A 17,108-nucleotide genomic window follows, 5' to 3' on the forward strand; every position below is an offset into this window, starting at 1 on the left:
TAACTTTGCAACGGATGTAGCGGATGTAACGGATAGGCTATTTTACAAAACGAATCTTTGTTTGTAACTTTGCAACGGATGTAGCGGATGTAACGGTGTGGATTGCCAAACTAACTGAAGAAGTTGCAAGTGGTCGAGTAATCGAAGCTATGACTAGCTAATGTGTTCGCGCAACTCTCTTTTTAAATCATTAGAAATCCACAGCCCATCAATTTCTCGACAAAGATTCTGAGTAGACTCACCTTTGTGCCTGCGTTCCAAGTACACTCCCTTAAGAACTGCCGATAAACCAAACTTTGAAAGCGCATCTCCCGCAATACCTATTACACCTAAAAATGCAATCCCGCCAATCATCCCACCGGGGCCTAGCAGTGCCACAGGCATTCCACTATTATTAATCAATGGAAGAGTCTACATTAACAATCCGGTATTAAATCTTCTCCTTCGAGCAAGAAAGAAGTTTCCTCACATTAAGCAGCAGAGCCAATTATTAGTTTCTGTTGGAACTGGAGAATTTAGTCCATCTAGAAAAGATTTAGAGAAAGCAGGTAAAACCAATTGGGCTGGTTCGATTTTTTAGGTTACATCAATGGGAAATTCTAATGAAGCTCACAATCAAACGCTTGATCTTTTAGAATATTTAGACCCTCACATACTCCACGAATCGAAAGAATATGAACAACGATATTACCGTTTTCAGAAGAAGTTTAAAGAAAATGTCCCTATGGATGGCACTTCGATAGAGCAAATAAAACGACTCCAACAGTTAGGAGATGAACTTGTTAAAGAAAAAAAAGATGAACTTGATAATTTATGTAAAATCCTAACAACACCTATTGACATTAATATCGATTCAGATGTAAAGTAGTCGGTTATTTTATCAATAACGTCAGATCAAGAACTTGACTTGGCGCCGTTTTACCACAACCAGCTTGACTCAACAACTTTATAAATTCCTTGTTCTGGGTAAATTCAATTGTCTTTGATACACCTGTTCCTTCCACTTTGAGGCGCAATATATTTGGGTCGAAAACAGGTGGTTTACTGCGGTTATGCACATAAAATAGCTTGTTTGGAACAATATACCCATTTTTTAGTAAGATAGATAGAGTTTATATACTATGTTAAGAGCGCTTCACGCTATATATATAGATAGGCGCCGGAAACTATGGAATATAGAACTTATCCCAAAGCTCTTTTATTAAGGGGAATTAGGGGGATCGAAAATACAGGCGCCTATTTTACTTTTATACTTGCATATACCGAGTGTGTACTACCCATGAACTACAAGATTAAAGCTAAAATAACTCCCTGGTCTAAATATGACCGCATCCGTTATTTTCCTTATGGTAGTGAGTGGTGTCGGTTATTCAGACTTTATTTAACAGCTTGTAGAAGTACTTGTTTACGCTATGTTAATAGTTACACTGCAACCTCACGAACATAGTTTTACTTTTGCGGAATTGCTGATTACTGACATGTAGTAAGTTTTAACCAATGTATCTATCAAATTAATAACACGGTAATAATCGTGCGATCTGGAGCTATGCGTAAAATTATTTGCAGCTTGATGAGTATTAGTTTAGTTGTAGGTATGCCATTAGTAGTTAATGCTAGCGCAGCTTACAATCAATTCAAAAAAACGCAACTTCAAGAGTTTAGTGGTGATAAAGCACCACAGAAATGCCCACTAAAGAAACTTGAAGTAATCGAAAATAATAACAAAGTCAAATATGAACTTTGTACTATTTCAGGTAGACCAATATTTCTACGAGCTAGTTCTGGTGATATTACTCATGCATTCTATGAGTTCAGAAAAGGTAAATTAGTGCAAATTTCATATGTTGACCATTTTGTTTCCACTGGTTTGCGTAACGAACAACCTGTAGTAAGGTGGAATGATATTGATAAAACTGTTAATTATAAGCTAGGCATCAAAACAAAGACAGCGACTCAACAAGAGGTGAATAAAATCAAAAAAATCCTGATTTCATTCAAAAAATGATTGATGTATGTTTGGGCGTAATTAAAGCACTTACTATGACTTTCAATTTTTCTTGATAAGAAGCATATCAAAATCAGAACGGCGCCTAAAAATCGAGTTTACTGTTTTCTTATGAGAGCGGAATCCTAATTACGAAGGAGGCGCCTTCTCCAGGTTGGGAGGTGGTATCTGGTGATTCAGGTGCTGAAAATACCGGGCGTGTGGTTGCCTCCTTACATCGGCGCCCCCCGAACGGGGTGGAATTATGGGTTTCGTCCTTGTCCGACTGAAGCGACTCTCTTCAAGGCGCCGTTCCTTACACTAAGCTTTGCATTTGTACTCTTAAAACCCTAAATTATTAGGGTTTCACAGCACCTTTTCTCGAAAGTTCATTTAATAATAATTGCACTGATTGTGATTCTCGTTCCGATTTGCGATAGGCTAACCAAATTTGATTCGTCACCGCATCAGTTGGTTTCAGTAGTAATTGTAACTCACCCGAATTAATTGCTCTTTCACAAAGATAATCGGGAAGAACACTAAACCCATTACCTAGGGTGATTGCTTTTTGAATTAGCCGTAAATCTGGCAACACAATTCTGGGAACCATATCTAATCGCTTTCCAAATACCACTCGCCAAAATCGTCTGATAATCGGTAAATCTTCACCGTAAGCTATGAGTGGTTGAGTTCTCAAATATTCCTCTAACTGCGGCAGATTGCTAAGGAAGGAAATTTCTAATCGAGGAGAAGTCACCAACCAAAAGCTTTCTTCGTAAATTAATTGATATTCCAAATCGGTACGCGCGATTTTTTGGGTGGCAATGACCGCATCCAAACGACCTTCCAATAATTCCGCAATTGCATCCCCCGTCAACCCGAAATGAATTCGATACAGCCATTGGAATGATTGGGGTAAACGGTGCAAAACCATTTCTGCAAAAAATTCTTGAGGTGTACCAATCCGCAGAATTTTGGGTGCATCTATGGTTGTAGTCTTGGCAGTAATCGATTCTAAACGCTCGATTGCGGCAATAACTTCCGTATAAAGTCGCTTTCCCGCTTCAGTAGGAACCATACGTCTCGGCATTCGCTGAAATAAGGGATAATCTAAAGCCGACTCCAGCCCTGCAACATGCTGACTGACTGCGGGTTGAGTGAGGTGGAGAACTTGAGCCGCACCAGATACAGTTCCTACCCGATAAACCTCGACAAAACTGCGATACCATTCCAAGCTAACCATAAATATATTTATAGTACGACACAATTTTTATAATTTGTATTTTGGATAAATGCTGCTTAGGATGATATTAAGCAACTTTTGCTCTTAAAAAATTACTATCCATGAGTATCAAAAAAGGTTTAATTGCTGTGATTGTTGGATTAGCTATGTCGGCTTGTGCTACTTCTTCTGCTCAAGAGTCCGCACGTAAACGAGTTTTGATTGTTTTGACTAACCATTCCCAATTGGGAAATACGGGTAAACCCACCGGATTTTATTTATCGGAAGTATCCCATCCCTATGCTGCCTTTACTCAGGCTAGTTACGAAGTTGATTTCGTCAGTCCCACAGGAAAAGCTGCTCCCATTGACCCCAAAAGCAACGATAAAAGCGACCCGAAAAATCTGCAATTATTGCAAAATAAAGCAGTGATGGCAAAAATCCAAGACACCCTCGCACCTGGGGAAGTTAAACCCAACGATTATCAAGCAATTTTCTTTGCTGGTGGACATGGAGTAATGTGGGATTTACCCGATAACAAACCATTGCAGCAACTTACCGCATCAATGTACGAACGAGGAGCATTAGTGGGCGCCGTATGTCATGGTCTCGCAGCGCTTGTAAATGTGAAATTATCCAATGGTGAATATTTAGTGAAAGGTAAAACTGTGGCTGCATTTACTAATGATGAAGAAGAAGCAGTAGGACTTACGAAAGTGATGCCGTTCCTACTGGAGTCGAAATTAATTGAACGTGGAGCCAAACACACCAAAGCTGCCAATTTTCAATCTCATGTAGTTGTGAGTAAGCGTTTGGTAACAGGGCAAAATCCCGCATCAGCAACAGGTGTGGGAGAAAAAATGGTAGAGTTGATGCAAAAAACATCCCCAGGTAGTTAGTTATGATAAAATCTTAAAACAGGTGCGTCGGAGTAATCCCAAGTGATGCCTGTAAACTCCAAACATAGGTACAAATAAATCTAGCGCTATATTTGAAGAAGCAGGCGCCAACAGCTTTTATGTTAATAAATGCTCAATCATTGGATTCTAATTAATTTGAGGCGCCTGTTTGTTTGGATATGGGGCTTGGAATCAAAATAAGCACAAGTACTAAATAGTCTTAGTACTGTGCTATTCAAATGTAGTTAGGGTGCTTAAAATCGTAAAAAATGATGTTGAACGCACCAAACACGTGTTCATAGGCGCCTATTCAAGATAGTCAAACATTGACTCTGTTCTTGAATTGTTGAAGGTTAAGAACCAGGTATCACTTTAACTCGCGATACTTTACCGTCTAAACCATTTTGATGGAAGTGATCAACTCGGATACCTGAATTGGCATTTGGATTATCAAAGGTTTGCTCAAAACTACGTAAACAATATCCTTCAGGTTGTATAAACGACCTGTTGATAATATCTATTGTTGTATAGTCATCCTGAGTACTACCACCAGGGTTGTCAAATACAACAATTTTTGCACCTTGTTTTACAGACTTTCCAATTCTTAGTGAACGAGCTTCGTCATTATCACCTTTACAAGCACTGCGTTTCTTACAATTATCATCTGCTGCTTTGTAGCTGTTATACGCAAAGACTATACCTTGGGTGCAGCCATTGCCTTCATAAAACACTAAATCATCTACTTGTTGAGCTTGAACCTTGCTTGCTGTAACAGTTAAGATAATAACCAAAATAGATAGCAAGATCAGCTTGCGCTTAGGAGCAAAAATCATTGATAATTTACCTCATGATTTATTACGAGTATTTAAGACAAGGAATAATTCCTCTATTTACTCAAATGGTTGATTTACAGCTTTTATGCATCAGAGTATTTTTAGATGAAACCTTTGCGAACGACTATGCTCCTGATTAAGGCGCCATTTATAACTCTCAACTTACGGACATACTCGAAGAAAGCGGAATAGCAACAAACCAATATAAAGCTAATTTATCCAGATACATCTACTTTCATGTGACGATATATAGTTTTAACAGTTATCTAACCTAAAATAAATTCCAACTGTCCTGGGTACCTTGTTTATCATTGCTTTTAAATGTACTTATAGAATTTCAGTGAATATCTACAAGTTGCTTATTACACATTTCGGCTAATTTTAGCGCCATTTATCCGACTAAAACTCCTTCACCTGTTTCAATTACAGGCGCCAATGTAAAAATGAATGTATCCACTTAATTTAATATAGGCGCCCTTATGAGTAACTCATAACTTGGGTTATTAAAATCGCGCGCCGCCGTTTACTTCAATTACGCTACCTGTAAAATAATCGCATTCGACGATAAAGCGCATTGCTAACCATATTTCATAAGGTTTAGCCATACGGTGTAAGGGTATTTTGGAAATCATCTCTGCTTGAGCTTCTGGTGATACATAACTTAACATTGGTGTTTCGGTTAATCCAGGTGCTATACCTGCTACCCTAAATCCATAAGGCGCCAGTTCTAATGCCCAAGTGCGTGTTTGTGCATCGAGTCCTGCTTTTGATGCACTATAGTTAGATTGACCTGGATTACCAGAGCTTGTTACAGAGGATATATTTACTATTAAACTGGGAGCAATGTTCATCTCCATTAAGGTGGCTGCAAATTCTCGTGCCATCAAAAATGAACCTGTTAAATTTACATCCAGAACTTTTTTCCATTGTGCTGTTGGCAGTTTACGTAACCAACCTTCTTCTTCACGAGTTACAAGCAAACCATCTCTTAAAATTCCAGCGTTGTTGACTAGAGTGTTGGCATATCCTAGTTTTTTAAAGGCTTGTTCTGTAAAATTTTTAACGTCTGTTTCGTTTGCTACATCTACATATTCTCCATAGATTTTTCCTTCTAAGTCGGCGCCAAGTGTTTCTAATTCTTTTAGTCCATCTGTATCAATGTCGCCACCAACTACTTGGGCGCCTGAAGAAGCTAGTTCTAAAGCTATACAACGCCCAATTCCACTAGCGGCGCCTGTAACTATTGCTCTTACATCTTTTAAGTTCATAATTATTTTAACCTGTATTTTTTGCGTTTGTTTATGTATTTGGTTTGGTAGGCTACAGCCAATGTTTAGATAAGATAAATTCGGAGAAATGACTTAATGCTTTTGCAAAAATATGTTGCTGAACACCTAGACAAATTCTCAAGTGACCAGGCATGTTGAAAGCTTCACCTGGTAGAATCAGCACACCTGTTTTTTCTACTAATTTTTGTGCAAATTCTTGGCTATTAATAGGTTTGACAAAAAAGGGAAATGCAACAATCCCAGCTTGAGGTTCTATCCAATTTATTAAATCTTGATGCTGGTTTATAAAAGTACGTAATTGATGCAAATTATCCTGAATTCGCTGTTTATATTTAGGTATTATTTTCTGCCAGTTTTGTAAAACAGATAAAATAAGAAAGTCGTTGACAGAGCAAACAGTATGTGTTGTATAGTCTTTGAAATCACGACAGGCACTAATTAGCTCGTGAGAACCAATTATCCATCCTATACGTAAACCAATACAACCAAAACATTTACCAGGTGAACCTAGAGACACTATTTTAGAAGATTTATTTATCAACGAAGGAAGAATATCGGTGTTGTCGTAGTTAATAAATCTATAGTGTTCGTCAGCTAAAATTTCACAGTTATGCTTTTCTGCTAACTTGATGATAGTTTCAATTTCTGTTCCCGAAAACATAATTCCAGTCGGATTATGGGGAGTATTCAATACTATAACTTCTGTATTATCATCAATTAAATTTGATAATTGCTCTAAATCTGGTCTAAAATCATTTTCCTTTTTGAGTGGAAGCAAGCGAACTTCGTAGTTCAGATATTGTGGAATTTGATATAAGACTTCAAAAGCTGGAGAAAAAACCACAACATTAGCTTTGGGTTTATAACGGATATGGAAATACATAAAAATCGCTTCTGTAGTTCCATGAGTTACCAAAATTCTATCAGCGTCTATTCCTTCATAAAATGATGCTATGGTTTTTCTTAAATTTAAGGAGCCATGAGTATCATTGTTCGCTAAACTAATTTGCAGCAAGTCTGCTATTTTGATGTTAGTTGAATCAATTAATTGCTCTAAGGTTTGATTATCAACTCCACTTTCGGCTAAGTTGTAAGGAACGTCTTGATATTTTAGAAACCACGGTTCCATTAAAGATTGTGATATTTTCATAGTTACACTTTGATTTTGGCAATAAAGGTTTGTATAAGACTGGGTAAATCGTTAGCAGAGATAAAAATTCCTCCTGCAGATTTATTTAATGCTGCATAATTTTTATCTTGTAAGCGAATTTGATGAGCTTTTGCTAAGTTCCAAAAAGGAGTAGAGGGGTTTAGATGGTGGTCGAGGTGATAGTTTTCGTTGTGGATGCTCAAGAAAAATGCTTCTAACCAATGACTTTGACGATTACGTGTCATGTAAATATCAATGTCATTATTGCCGACTAAAGGATAATGTTCGCTAAGTTCTATAAACCATCCAATAATTTGGAATGTTGTCAAATAAGGTATTATCCAAAATAGTATTAACATGTTTTGACAATTTAAATTCCATAATGTTGCTGTAATTATGAGAATATAAAGACACATGATTAAGGTTTCTTTTTGTTGAGATGCTTTGGCGAGTAATCTCTGTTGAATTAATGTGTAAAGATAATTTGGTACTTTAGATAACACTAGTGGCATAAGTATATATTTTTTGACAAAACTCATAGGATTTATATAACTATATAATCCTTCGGAAATATGAAAGTAATAGTCGGGGTCTAAAATTGGATGACCTAAGTATCGATGATGGTTATCTACATGAGATTTTTTATATCCTGTAAAAGTTTGTAAAATCAGGTATCCAGAGAAGTATGTTCCCAATGCAAAGTTCAGATGTTTATTTTTTGCTAAGGTTCTGTGAGCTGCTTCATGCAGTAAAGTGGCTAAAGCTCGCTGACGGGCGCCTATTATTAGAATTGCTAAAGGGTAAAAATACCAGCTAATGTAGTACGTTATTAAGATGCTGATAATTATTAAGGAATAATCTTCTAGTAAAGCTAGTATACCATGCCAATTATCTAGTTTTGCTAATGTCTTTATTTGCTGCTGGATTGAATGCTCAAATTTATAGATTTTATATTTGTATTTGAGCCTTTTGGGATATGATTCTTCGGTGATAGTTTGATGTAATTTTATAGTATTCATAGTAGTATTTAAATATTTGTGTATGGTGGGCAGTGCCCACCTTACTGGAGGGATGAAGCGGTGTGTATGGTGGGCAGTGCCCACCTTACTTTAATGCTGCTTGTAGAGCGATACTTAGTTGTTGAACATGAGGTTCTTGCAACAGAGTTTCATGATTACCTGTGACTTGATGAATATGCACTTGTCCACTAGTTAATTTACGCCAACCTAAACTCGCATCTTGAGAAAATTTGTTTGCGAGTGCAGGAGTGTTAAACAGAGAAATATCGGTTTGAATTGGCTTTGGCTGATAATAGCTACTTGCTTGCGAACTAGCTTTAAGCACGTTAATTAAACCGATAATCATGTTTTTCCCTGAATTTAAGCTTTCAGAGGGTGTAATTATTTGATGATTCTGCAAGATTTGCACTACATGCTCTAGCTGTTGTGCTTTATCCATCACTACTAATTCATTGTAGTCAAGATTTAAAGCAACACCAAAGTAAATTCCTATTTGCTCAACAATGTAGATAAGTAAAGCTATATCATCGTCTGGTTGAGTATTTGTTTCATCGGGTAAGGGAGGATGAGTATCAATAATTAACAGATTTGATACCTGTCCAGTTTTTTCCAATTGGGATACCATTTCAAAAGCTATTAATCCACCTAATGAATAGCCACCAATAACATAATCACCATTAGGATATATTTCTCTAATTGCTTGAATGTAAGTGGTTGCCATTGCTTCAATGGTGTTTAAAGGCTGTTGTTTTCCATCCAAACCACGAGCTTGTAGGGCATAAAATGGTTGGTTTTTACCAAGGTGATGAGCTAGAATCGAGTATGGCAAACCATAACCACTTGCAGGATGTACTAAAAAGATTGGAGGTTTATCACCTTTTGTTTCCAAAGGTAGTAAAATATCAGAGTCTTCCAATCCTTTAGTGCGATAAGATTGCTCTAGGAAGGCGCCTATTTTTTCTATTGTTCCTTCGCGGAAAAAGGTAGTAACGCTCAAACTTATACTTAACCGTTTTTCCATTGCTGTAATTATACGAATTGCTAACAAGGAATGTCCACCCAAGTCGAAGAAATTATCTGTAATTCCAATGGGACTAACTTGAAGCATTTCTTCCCACAGTTTTACTAATTTAGATTCTAATGATGTTCTGGGTGAAATTTTGCTAGCTTGATAATTATCTACACTCGGCGTCGGTAATGCTTTTCTATCTACTTTGCCATTTGGTGTTACAGGTAGAGTCTCTAACATTACAAATGTTGGGGGAATCATATATGCAGGTAATTTCTCTTTGAGATACGCGCGCAAGTCACTAGTATTTTTATCGTTAGATACGACATATGCAACTAACCGCTTTTCTCCTGGTTTATCTTCGCGAACTACAACCGCGACTTCCCGCACTTGCTGATGTTGAGCTAGCACAGTCTCTACTTCTCCAGGTTCAATGCGGAAACCTCGAATTTTTACCTGGTTATCAATTCGTCCTAGATATTCAATATTACCGTTTGGTAAATAACGCGCTAAATCACCTGTTTTATATAGACGGGCGCCTTCGCTAAAAGGATTAGGGATAAATTTGTCTGCTGTTAAATAAGGTTGATTATGGTAGCCTCTGGCAAGAGCAACACCACCAATATATAGCTCACCTGGCACACCGACAGGTACAAGCTGTAAGTTTTTGTCTAACAGGTAAACTTGTAAATTAGGTAATGGTTTTCCAATCGCTACTTCGCGCCCATTTAATTGCTGTAACTTAGATAAATTACAACTGGTTGCGGAAACTGTCGCTTCTGTTGGCCCATATTCGTTGATTAACTGAGGATATGCACCTACGCATTTTCTCCATAAATCTACCCTTTCTGGGATTACACGTTCGCCAGCTACTACTACGACTCTAAGGCATTCAGGTAACACCACGTTGCCCTCTGCTACTTCAAAAGCAACTTGATGCCAGTATGCTGTGGGCAATTCTAATACTGTTACTTTATAATTTCGACAATACTCGACAAATGTTGTCACCGTCAACATACCTGGAGTTCGCAGTACCAAAGTGGCGCCTTTAGCAAGAGTTGAAAATATTTCTGCAACTGCTCCATCAAAACTAATTGAGGCAAATTGTAATACTTTGTCACTACTGTTAAGCCTACATTCAGTAATTCTTGCCATCGTATAATTAACTAGAGAGCAATGCTGTATCATTACCCCTTTAGGTTTGCCAGTAGACCCAGAAGTGTAAATTAAATAAGCTAGGTTTTCGGGCTGAACTAACTGTACTAAATTCTCTTTACTGTGTTGAGAAATAGCTTGCCAGTCTGTATCTAAACAAACTACACAATCATGATGTGGTAGGTTTGATATTAATCTTTGTTGAGTCAGTAATACTGATACCTGTGATTCCAAAATGAGAGCTAGTCGTTCTTGGGGATAAGTTGGGTCTAAAGGTACGTAAGCTCCACCAGCTTTAAGAATACCCAATATTCCAACTACCATTTCTAAAGAACGCTCTACACAAATACCTACCAGTACTTCTGCTCCTACTTTCTTTGATTGCAGATAATGCGCTAATTGGTTTGCACGCTCATTCAATTCTCGGTAAGTTAATTGTTGTTGCTCATATTCTACCGCGATGGCGCCTTGTGTACGTTCAACTTGTATTTCAAACCATTGATGGATGCATAATTTTTGCAGTTGCTCATCTAAAGGTTCTACATTCAGGCGCCAGTTCTGCAATAATTGATGTTGCTCTGCTTGTTTGAGTAAACGTAATTCAGAAACCCGCTGTTGAGGATTAATAACAATTTCTGCTAGTAAATTTTGGAAATGCTCTATCATTCGAGAAATTGTGGTAGCTGCAAATAAATCGGTGTTATATTCCCATACTCCCTCAAGTCCTTGTTCTGTCTCCGACATCGAGAGACTTAAATCAAACTTAACGGTGGTGCTTTTCATTGGCAAGGGAGATAAATTCAAACCAGGCAATTCTAACTCCCCAATTTGGGCATTTTGCATCACAAACATGACTTGAAATAAGGGGTTATGGCTAAGGTTTCGCTCTGGTTGTAATTCTTCTACCAGTTTTTCAAAGGGTACATCCTGATGAGCATATGCTTGCAAGGTTTTTTCTTTGATACCTAAAAGCAAGTTTAAAAACGAAGGATTATCACTCAGGTCAGTTCTAATTACAAGGGTATTGACAAAAAAGCCAATTAACTCTTCAGTTTGTTTATGGTGACGATTGGCTATTGGAGTTCCAACTAATAAATCTTCTTGACCAGAATAACGCATTAACAGCGTTTTGAATACTCCTAATAATCCCATAAATAATGTGGCGCCTTGTACTTCACATAACTTTTTAAAGCCTTCGTAGTACTTGCGCTCTATTACAAAAGGTATTTCGCTACCACTGTAACTAGTAATTGCTGGACGAGGAAAATCGGTAGGTAATTCTAACGATTCTATATTTCCACCAAGTTCTTGCTTCCAATAATCAATTTGCTGTTGCAACTGTGTTTTCTCAAAAATGTTGCGTTGCCAATAAGCAAAATCAGCATATTGTAAAGACAACGGAGGTAAAGCAGATGCTTTGGATGAGCAAAAAGCTGTATAACACTGCGATAATTCCTTGACCATTATTCCCAATGACCAAGCATCAGAAACAATATGATGCATTACTGCAACAAATACATGATTATTATCTGCCAGTCGGTACAAATGAACCCGTAGCAAACAATCGCTTTCAAGGTTGAACGGACGCAGTGCTTCTTTTGTGACAATTTTTTCAAGCTGCTGTTCCTGTTCTGCTTGAGATAAATAACTTAAATCAGTGGTGATTATAGATATATGATTTGATTCATTGATTATTTGAATTGGGTTCCCGTACTCATCCTGAGAAAATGTAGTGCGTAATACTTCGTGGCGCCCGACGATTTCTTGTAAACTACGCTCAAACGCTGAACTGTTTAAACATCCGTTCATGCTCAAGCCAATAACAATATTATAAGCGGGATTATTTGGCTCTAGTTTATCAAGGAACCAAAGTCTAGATTGAGCAAATGAGAGCGGCAGATTTTCTATGGTGTGTCTTGGCGCCAGTTCAATTTTAGTACTATTGTTCGCAACATCTCCACTATCAACAAGTAAATCGATTTGTTCAGCTTGTTGACTCACGGTTGGATATTCAAAAACTGTTCGCAATGGCAACCCAACTTTAAATTCTTCGCGAATACGTGAAACAAGTTTTGTTGCGAGTAAAGAATGTCCCCCCATTTGGAAAAAGTCTTCTTCTCGTCCAATTCGTTCTACACCCAGTACATTGCTCCAAATTACAGATAATTTTTCTTCGGTGGGAGTTTGGGGTTGAACAAAAACATCCTTGATACTAACTTCTTCGCGACTTGGTGCTGGTAAAGCTAGTTTATCGAGCTTACCACTAGGAGTCATGGGAAGCTTTTCCAACATCATAAATGTAGTAGGACGCATATATTCTGGAAGTTGTTCGCGTACTTGCTCTTGAAGTTGGGGAATAAGTGCTTTAGTAAAACTTGCTTTCAACGGGTTAGTTGAGTATGGTTGAATGAGTTTGGTTGGCGCCAAATCAATCAATGGCATTACTGGACAACGTTTTGTATTCTCTATGGCTGGATAAAAGCAAGCATCAAAATAATTGGGATGCGTTGGTGAGTAGCTAATTACAACTTGGCAACCTGTTTCAGTAGCAATCCGCTGTAACTGTGATGGGTTAATAGCTTTGGTTTCTTCAACAAGACGAGCATTGGGAATATTTCGCCAACCAATGGGAGATTCTAAGTTATTGAGAATTTGATGTAAGTTTTTTAAATCTATATCTGCTTGTTGCCAAGAAAGCCATGTACTATTTAATATTGTGTTTACGGCGCCGACTTTTCGATGCAGAATTACATCATAACGGTATTTAGTTAATTCATTATCAGAGGTGCCTTGTTTGAGGTGAACTTCGACTGCATCTACACAGTCAAAAACTTGGCGAAGGTTTATAAAGTAAGCAGGGTCAATAACGAGTTCGTTTTCTTTTTCTGCTAGGCGCCTTACAAAGGCAGAAAATGCTGTATCATCTATGTCATCACCAGCTTGAGCCAAAGCCACACTAGTATAAAAAGATTCTAGTAGCCCAAAATGACGATTATCACCAATAAATAAACTACCTCCAGGTACTAGCGCGCGCAACGCTTTTTCAATAACCTGTTGAAAATACTCTATAGAGGGGAAATATTGGGCGACCGAGTTAATAATAATGGTATCAAAATAAGATTCGGGAATATTATCAAAGTCAGTTGCTTCGCGATGTAGTAAATTTACCCCAGGTAAAGAATGTTGAGTAAGATCTTTTAAACGGTTAATAGCTGTAGAAGAAAAATCAGTAGCCCAATAAGATTCAGCTTGAGGAGCAATATTAAAAAGTATCATGCCTGTACCACATCCTATTTCTAGGACATGTTTTGGGGCAAGGGTTTTAATACGTGATAAAGTATTATCTAGCCACTCGCGCATTTCTTCTGCTTTTATCGGTTTACCATCATAGCTGTTATTCCAACCGACAATGTTAAAGCTAATATTTTCCTCGTCTATCTTGTCGCTACCTCCGTAAGTTTCATCAAAAGTATATTGCCATTCTTGATTTTGCTCAATTGTGAACGTATCTGATATTTCATGATTGGTGAAATTATTTTGAGGTATAATGTAAGCTACTAAACGTATATCTTCTTGCTCACCATAAGTCATAACGCGAGCTTCACGCACACCAGGGTGACGCTGTAAAACTGCTTCAATTTCACCCAGCTCTAAGCGAAAACCGCGTATTTTAACTTGATGGTCGTTACGTCCTAAATATTCAATTTCTCCATTAGCAAGATAGCGAGCTAAATCACCTGTTTTGTAAAGTCGTTCTCCTTCTGTATTAACAGGGTTAACCACCATGCGCTCGGCGGTTAATTGTGGACGGTTGAGATAACCGCGACTTATACCTGCTCCACCAACATATATTTCACCTACCACACCTGTTGGAACAGGTTGATGATTATGGTCAAGAATGTAGAGACAAAGGTCAGGAATTGCTTTACCAATAACACTTCCTAAACGTTTTTTGACATCGCGTAAACGAATGGGACGGTAAGTTACATGAACCGTTGTTTCCGTAATCCCATACATATTTACTAAAAGTGGGAAATTCTCGTCATGACGTTCAAACCAAGGCTCTAAACTAGGTAAATCTAAGGCTTCTCCACCAAAAATTACATAGCGCAAATTTAGCTCGCTTTCTCGGCGCTCAATTTCTTCTGCCTGCATCAATTGTCTAAAAGCTGACGGTGTTTGATTTAAGACAGTGACTCTAGCATCGCATAATAAGTTATAAAAATCTTCTGGTGAACGGCTGACTAAGTAGGGGACAATAACCAGGCGCCCACCGAAGAATAAGGCGCCCCAAATTTCCCACACAGAAAAATCGAAAGCGTGAGAATGGAATAAAGTCCACACATCTTTTTCGTTGAAGCGAAACCACTGTGCCGTTGCCAACATCAAGCGCACAACATTACGATGAGTAACAACAACCCCTTTTGGTTTTCCTGTAGAACCAGAAGTATAGATTACATAAGCTGCATTATCTGGGGTTACAGAAACTTCTGGATTTTCTGAATTTTGCTGTGAAGCCGCTTCACAGCTATCAATAAAAACTTTTATGGCTGGATGGGGCGGAAGTTGATGCTCAAATTCAACTTGTGTAAGCAAAACTGATATTTCGCTATCTTCAAGCATATAAGCAACTCGTTCGCGTGGATATTCTGGGTCAAAAGGAACATAAGTTGCACCAGCTTTAAGAATTGCCAGGATACCAATTACTGTATCAAAAGAACGAGCTACCCAAAGCCCAACTCGTGATTCGGGCTTAACACCCAAACTGATGAGATAATTAGCTAATTGATTTGCGCGCTCGTCTAATTCTTGATAAGTTAGAGTTTCCTTTCCATAAACTAATGCGGTATTTTTTGGACGTTTTGCTGCTTGTTGGCTAAAAATTTGATGGAGACAATCTTTAACTGGAAAACTTTGAGGCGCCTTAACTGGCATTAACTGAGCATATTCGGCATCTTGCAGAATTGGTACACAACTTACTGGGGTATCGGGTTGTGCTACTAAATTTTTCAACAGGTTGCTAAAATGACCTGCAATACGTTCAACAGTGTCTCGTGTAAATAAATCGACGTTGTAGGAGAAAACAGCGCTTAAACTATCTGAATGTTCTGTAACAAAAAGTTCTAAATCAAAGCGAGCAGCATCTTGACTTGCCAAAGTTGTTATTTGCAAATCACCATCTGCGAAGTTAGGCTTTGGAGCATTAAGTAAAGTAAAAGCTATTTGAAATAAGGGATTTCTACTGGTATCGCGTTCAACATTTAATCTATCAACTAGTGATTCAAAAGGTACTTCCCCATGTTCAAATGCTTCTAATACCGTTTCTTGAACTTGTCTTAAAAGGCTACGAAAACTAGGTTCTCCTGATAAGTCAGTGCGAATTACCAACATATTCACAAAGAAACCAATCAGCTTTTCGGCGCCGCTACCTGGACGGTTAGCAATAGAAGTTCCTACACTTACATCTTCTTGACTGGAGTAACGCGCTAAAAGCACAGCAAAAGCAGTCATTAAAGTTGTAAAAAGAGTAGTACTTTCTTCGAGACTAATAGCACGAATTGCACGAGTTAGTTCTGACGGTATAGAAAAATTAACTAAATCTCCTCGGAATGACTGTAGGTTTGGTCTAGGAAAATCAAGAGGAAATTGTAAAACTGGTAATTCAGCTAATTGCTTTTCCCAATAGCTCAGGTGTGACTCTAAAGAAGAATTAGATAATTTCTCTTTTTGCCAAATTGAATAATCAGCGTATTGAATTTTTAGTTCTTCAAGAGAAGAAGTATCACCTTTAAGAGCTAATTGGTATAAATAAGCTAATTCTTCTAAAAATACACCAATTGACCAGCCATCAGCGATAATATGATGAAGCGTTAGTGTGAGAATGCTTTGCAAAGAGTTGATTTGAAAAACCCGCATTCTAACTAAAGAACCCTTTTCTAGGTCAAAAGCGTGTCCAGCTTCTGAACGTGTTACCGTAGAGATTTGTTTTTCAATTTCAATGTCTGACAGATGACTCCAGTCTTCCCATAGAAGTTCGGTTAATGCATTTGCATGAATTTGTTGCCAAGGTGTACCATCAACAGCTGTAAATGTAGTGCGAAGACTTTCGTGTCTTTTTTGCAACTGTTCAAAAGCTTGTTGTAATGCCTTTACGTGAAGCTTTCCATCTAGACGAAAAACGGAACAAATATTGTAAGCTGAGGAAGTAGGTTCTAATTCGTGTAAAAACCACAAACGGCTTTGTTGAAAAGATGCTGGCGCCTGTTGCAAACCATATCGTGGTATAATTAAACTTTGTTCGGCTTCAATTTCAATTCCTTCTTCTTGAAGTATTAATTCTAACAGTTCAAAGTCTTGCATAGGGTTTTATAGTACAAATTAAATATAGCTTTACATTATTTATAGACTTTTAGAATGCGCGCGTCGATATAGAAAAGTTAGGGATTATCGAATACGGAAGCTTAACTTATTAAGCATAAGATGATGTGGTTCGGCGGAATTAAACCCCACCCCCAACCCCTCCCCGCGAGCGGAGAGGGGAGTAAGAG

The 17,108-nt window shown here is 37.9% G+C and carries 14 protein-coding genes; 6 read left to right on the top strand and 8 right to left on the bottom strand.

All coding sequences use genetic code 11. The features are described from left to right. Positions 1-153: 153 nt before the first annotated feature. Positions 154-402: a hypothetical protein gene (locus tag DSM106972_RS44575; protein ID WP_127086728.1), complete on the bottom strand. Its 249-nt coding sequence runs from the start codon at positions 400-402 to the stop codon at positions 154-156. Between the two features lie 187 nt (positions 403-589). On the opposite strand from DSM106972_RS44575, the gene DSM106972_RS44580 reads away from it, so the two are divergent. Continuing rightward, positions 590-868, top strand: coding sequence for a hypothetical protein (locus tag DSM106972_RS44580; RefSeq protein WP_127086729.1), 279 nt, complete (start codon positions 590-592; stop codon positions 866-868). A gap of 4 nt (positions 869-872) precedes the next feature. Here DSM106972_RS44580 and DSM106972_RS44585 read toward each other — a convergent pair whose 3' ends face one another. Further along, positions 873-1,058, bottom strand: coding sequence for a hypothetical protein (locus tag DSM106972_RS44585; RefSeq protein WP_127086730.1), 186 nt, complete (start codon positions 1,056-1,058; stop codon positions 873-875). Between the two features lie 110 nt (positions 1,059-1,168). On the opposite strand from DSM106972_RS44585, the gene DSM106972_RS44590 reads away from it, so the two are divergent. From DSM106972_RS44590 to DSM106972_RS51850, 3 genes are all read left to right on the top strand, one after another. Further along, positions 1,169-1,447, top strand: coding sequence for a hypothetical protein (locus tag DSM106972_RS44590; protein ID WP_127086731.1), 279 nt, complete (start codon positions 1,169-1,171; stop codon positions 1,445-1,447). An 84-nt stretch (positions 1,448-1,531) separates the two neighbouring features. Beyond that, the gene (locus DSM106972_RS44595; protein ID WP_127086732.1) at positions 1,532-2,005 is read left to right on the top strand and encodes a hypothetical protein; all 474 of its coding nucleotides are present in this window, start codon (positions 1,532-1,534) and stop codon (positions 2,003-2,005) included. 180 nt (positions 2,006-2,185) lie between these two features. Beyond that, positions 2,186-2,338 (top strand): hypothetical protein, encoded by a 153-nt coding sequence (locus tag DSM106972_RS51850; protein WP_158632980.1) that lies wholly within the window; start codon positions 2,186-2,188, stop codon positions 2,336-2,338. Positions 2,339-2,342: 4 nt separating this feature from the next. Here the strand turns inward: DSM106972_RS51850 and DSM106972_RS44600 are convergent, their stop codons facing one another. Further along, complete coding sequence (locus DSM106972_RS44600; protein ID WP_127086733.1) at positions 2,343-3,227, bottom strand: LysR family transcriptional regulator; 885 nt, start codon at positions 3,225-3,227, stop codon at positions 2,343-2,345. Between the two features lie 101 nt (positions 3,228-3,328). Between DSM106972_RS44600 and DSM106972_RS44605 the strand changes: the two genes are divergently transcribed. Then, entirely contained in the window at positions 3,329-4,105 is a 777-nt protein-coding gene (locus DSM106972_RS44605; protein ID WP_127086734.1) for a type 1 glutamine amidotransferase domain-containing protein, read from the top strand. A 353-nt stretch (positions 4,106-4,458) separates the two neighbouring features. On the opposite strand, the gene DSM106972_RS44610 is transcribed toward DSM106972_RS44605, so the two are convergent. After that, positions 4,459-4,938 (bottom strand): hypothetical protein, encoded by a 480-nt coding sequence (locus DSM106972_RS44610; protein ID WP_127086735.1) that lies wholly within the window; start codon positions 4,936-4,938, stop codon positions 4,459-4,461. Here DSM106972_RS44610 and DSM106972_RS52920 point away from each other — a divergent pair. Next, positions 4,938-5,078 (top strand): hypothetical protein, encoded by a 141-nt coding sequence (locus tag DSM106972_RS52920; protein ID WP_186538622.1) that lies wholly within the window; start codon positions 4,938-4,940, stop codon positions 5,076-5,078. The two genes, DSM106972_RS44610 and DSM106972_RS52920, sit on opposite strands and share 1 nt — an antisense overlap. A gap of 363 nt (positions 5,079-5,441) precedes the next feature. Here DSM106972_RS52920 and DSM106972_RS44615 read toward each other — a convergent pair whose 3' ends face one another. The 4 genes from DSM106972_RS44615 to DSM106972_RS44630 all read right to left on the bottom strand — a co-directional run bounded on the left by DSM106972_RS44615 (position 5,442) and on the right by DSM106972_RS44630 (position 16,920). Next, a complete protein-coding gene (locus DSM106972_RS44615) occupies positions 5,442-6,206 on the bottom strand; it encodes an SDR family oxidoreductase (protein ID WP_127086736.1) in 765 nt (254 codons plus the stop codon). A 52-nt stretch (positions 6,207-6,258) separates the two neighbouring features. Continuing rightward, positions 6,259-7,377, bottom strand: coding sequence for an aminotransferase class I/II-fold pyridoxal phosphate-dependent enzyme (locus DSM106972_RS44620; RefSeq protein ID WP_127086737.1), 1,119 nt, complete (start codon positions 7,375-7,377; stop codon positions 6,259-6,261). Positions 7,378-7,379: 2 nt separating this feature from the next. Continuing rightward, the gene (gntB, locus tag DSM106972_RS44625) at positions 7,380-8,396 is read right to left on the bottom strand and encodes a guanitoxin biosynthesis L-arginine gamma (S) hydroxylase (protein ID WP_127086738.1); all 1,017 of its coding nucleotides are present in this window, start codon (positions 8,394-8,396) and stop codon (positions 7,380-7,382) included. Between the two features lie 85 nt (positions 8,397-8,481). After that, positions 8,482-16,920, bottom strand: a complete 8,439-nt coding sequence (locus DSM106972_RS44630) for a non-ribosomal peptide synthetase (RefSeq protein WP_127086739.1) — start codon at positions 16,918-16,920, stop codon at positions 8,482-8,484. Positions 16,921-17,108: the final 188 nt, after the last annotated feature.

This window comes from Dulcicalothrix desertica PCC 7102 (assembly GCF_003991905.1).
Lineage (GTDB): Bacteria > Cyanobacteriota > Cyanobacteriia > Cyanobacteriales > Nostocaceae > Dulcicalothrix > Dulcicalothrix desertica.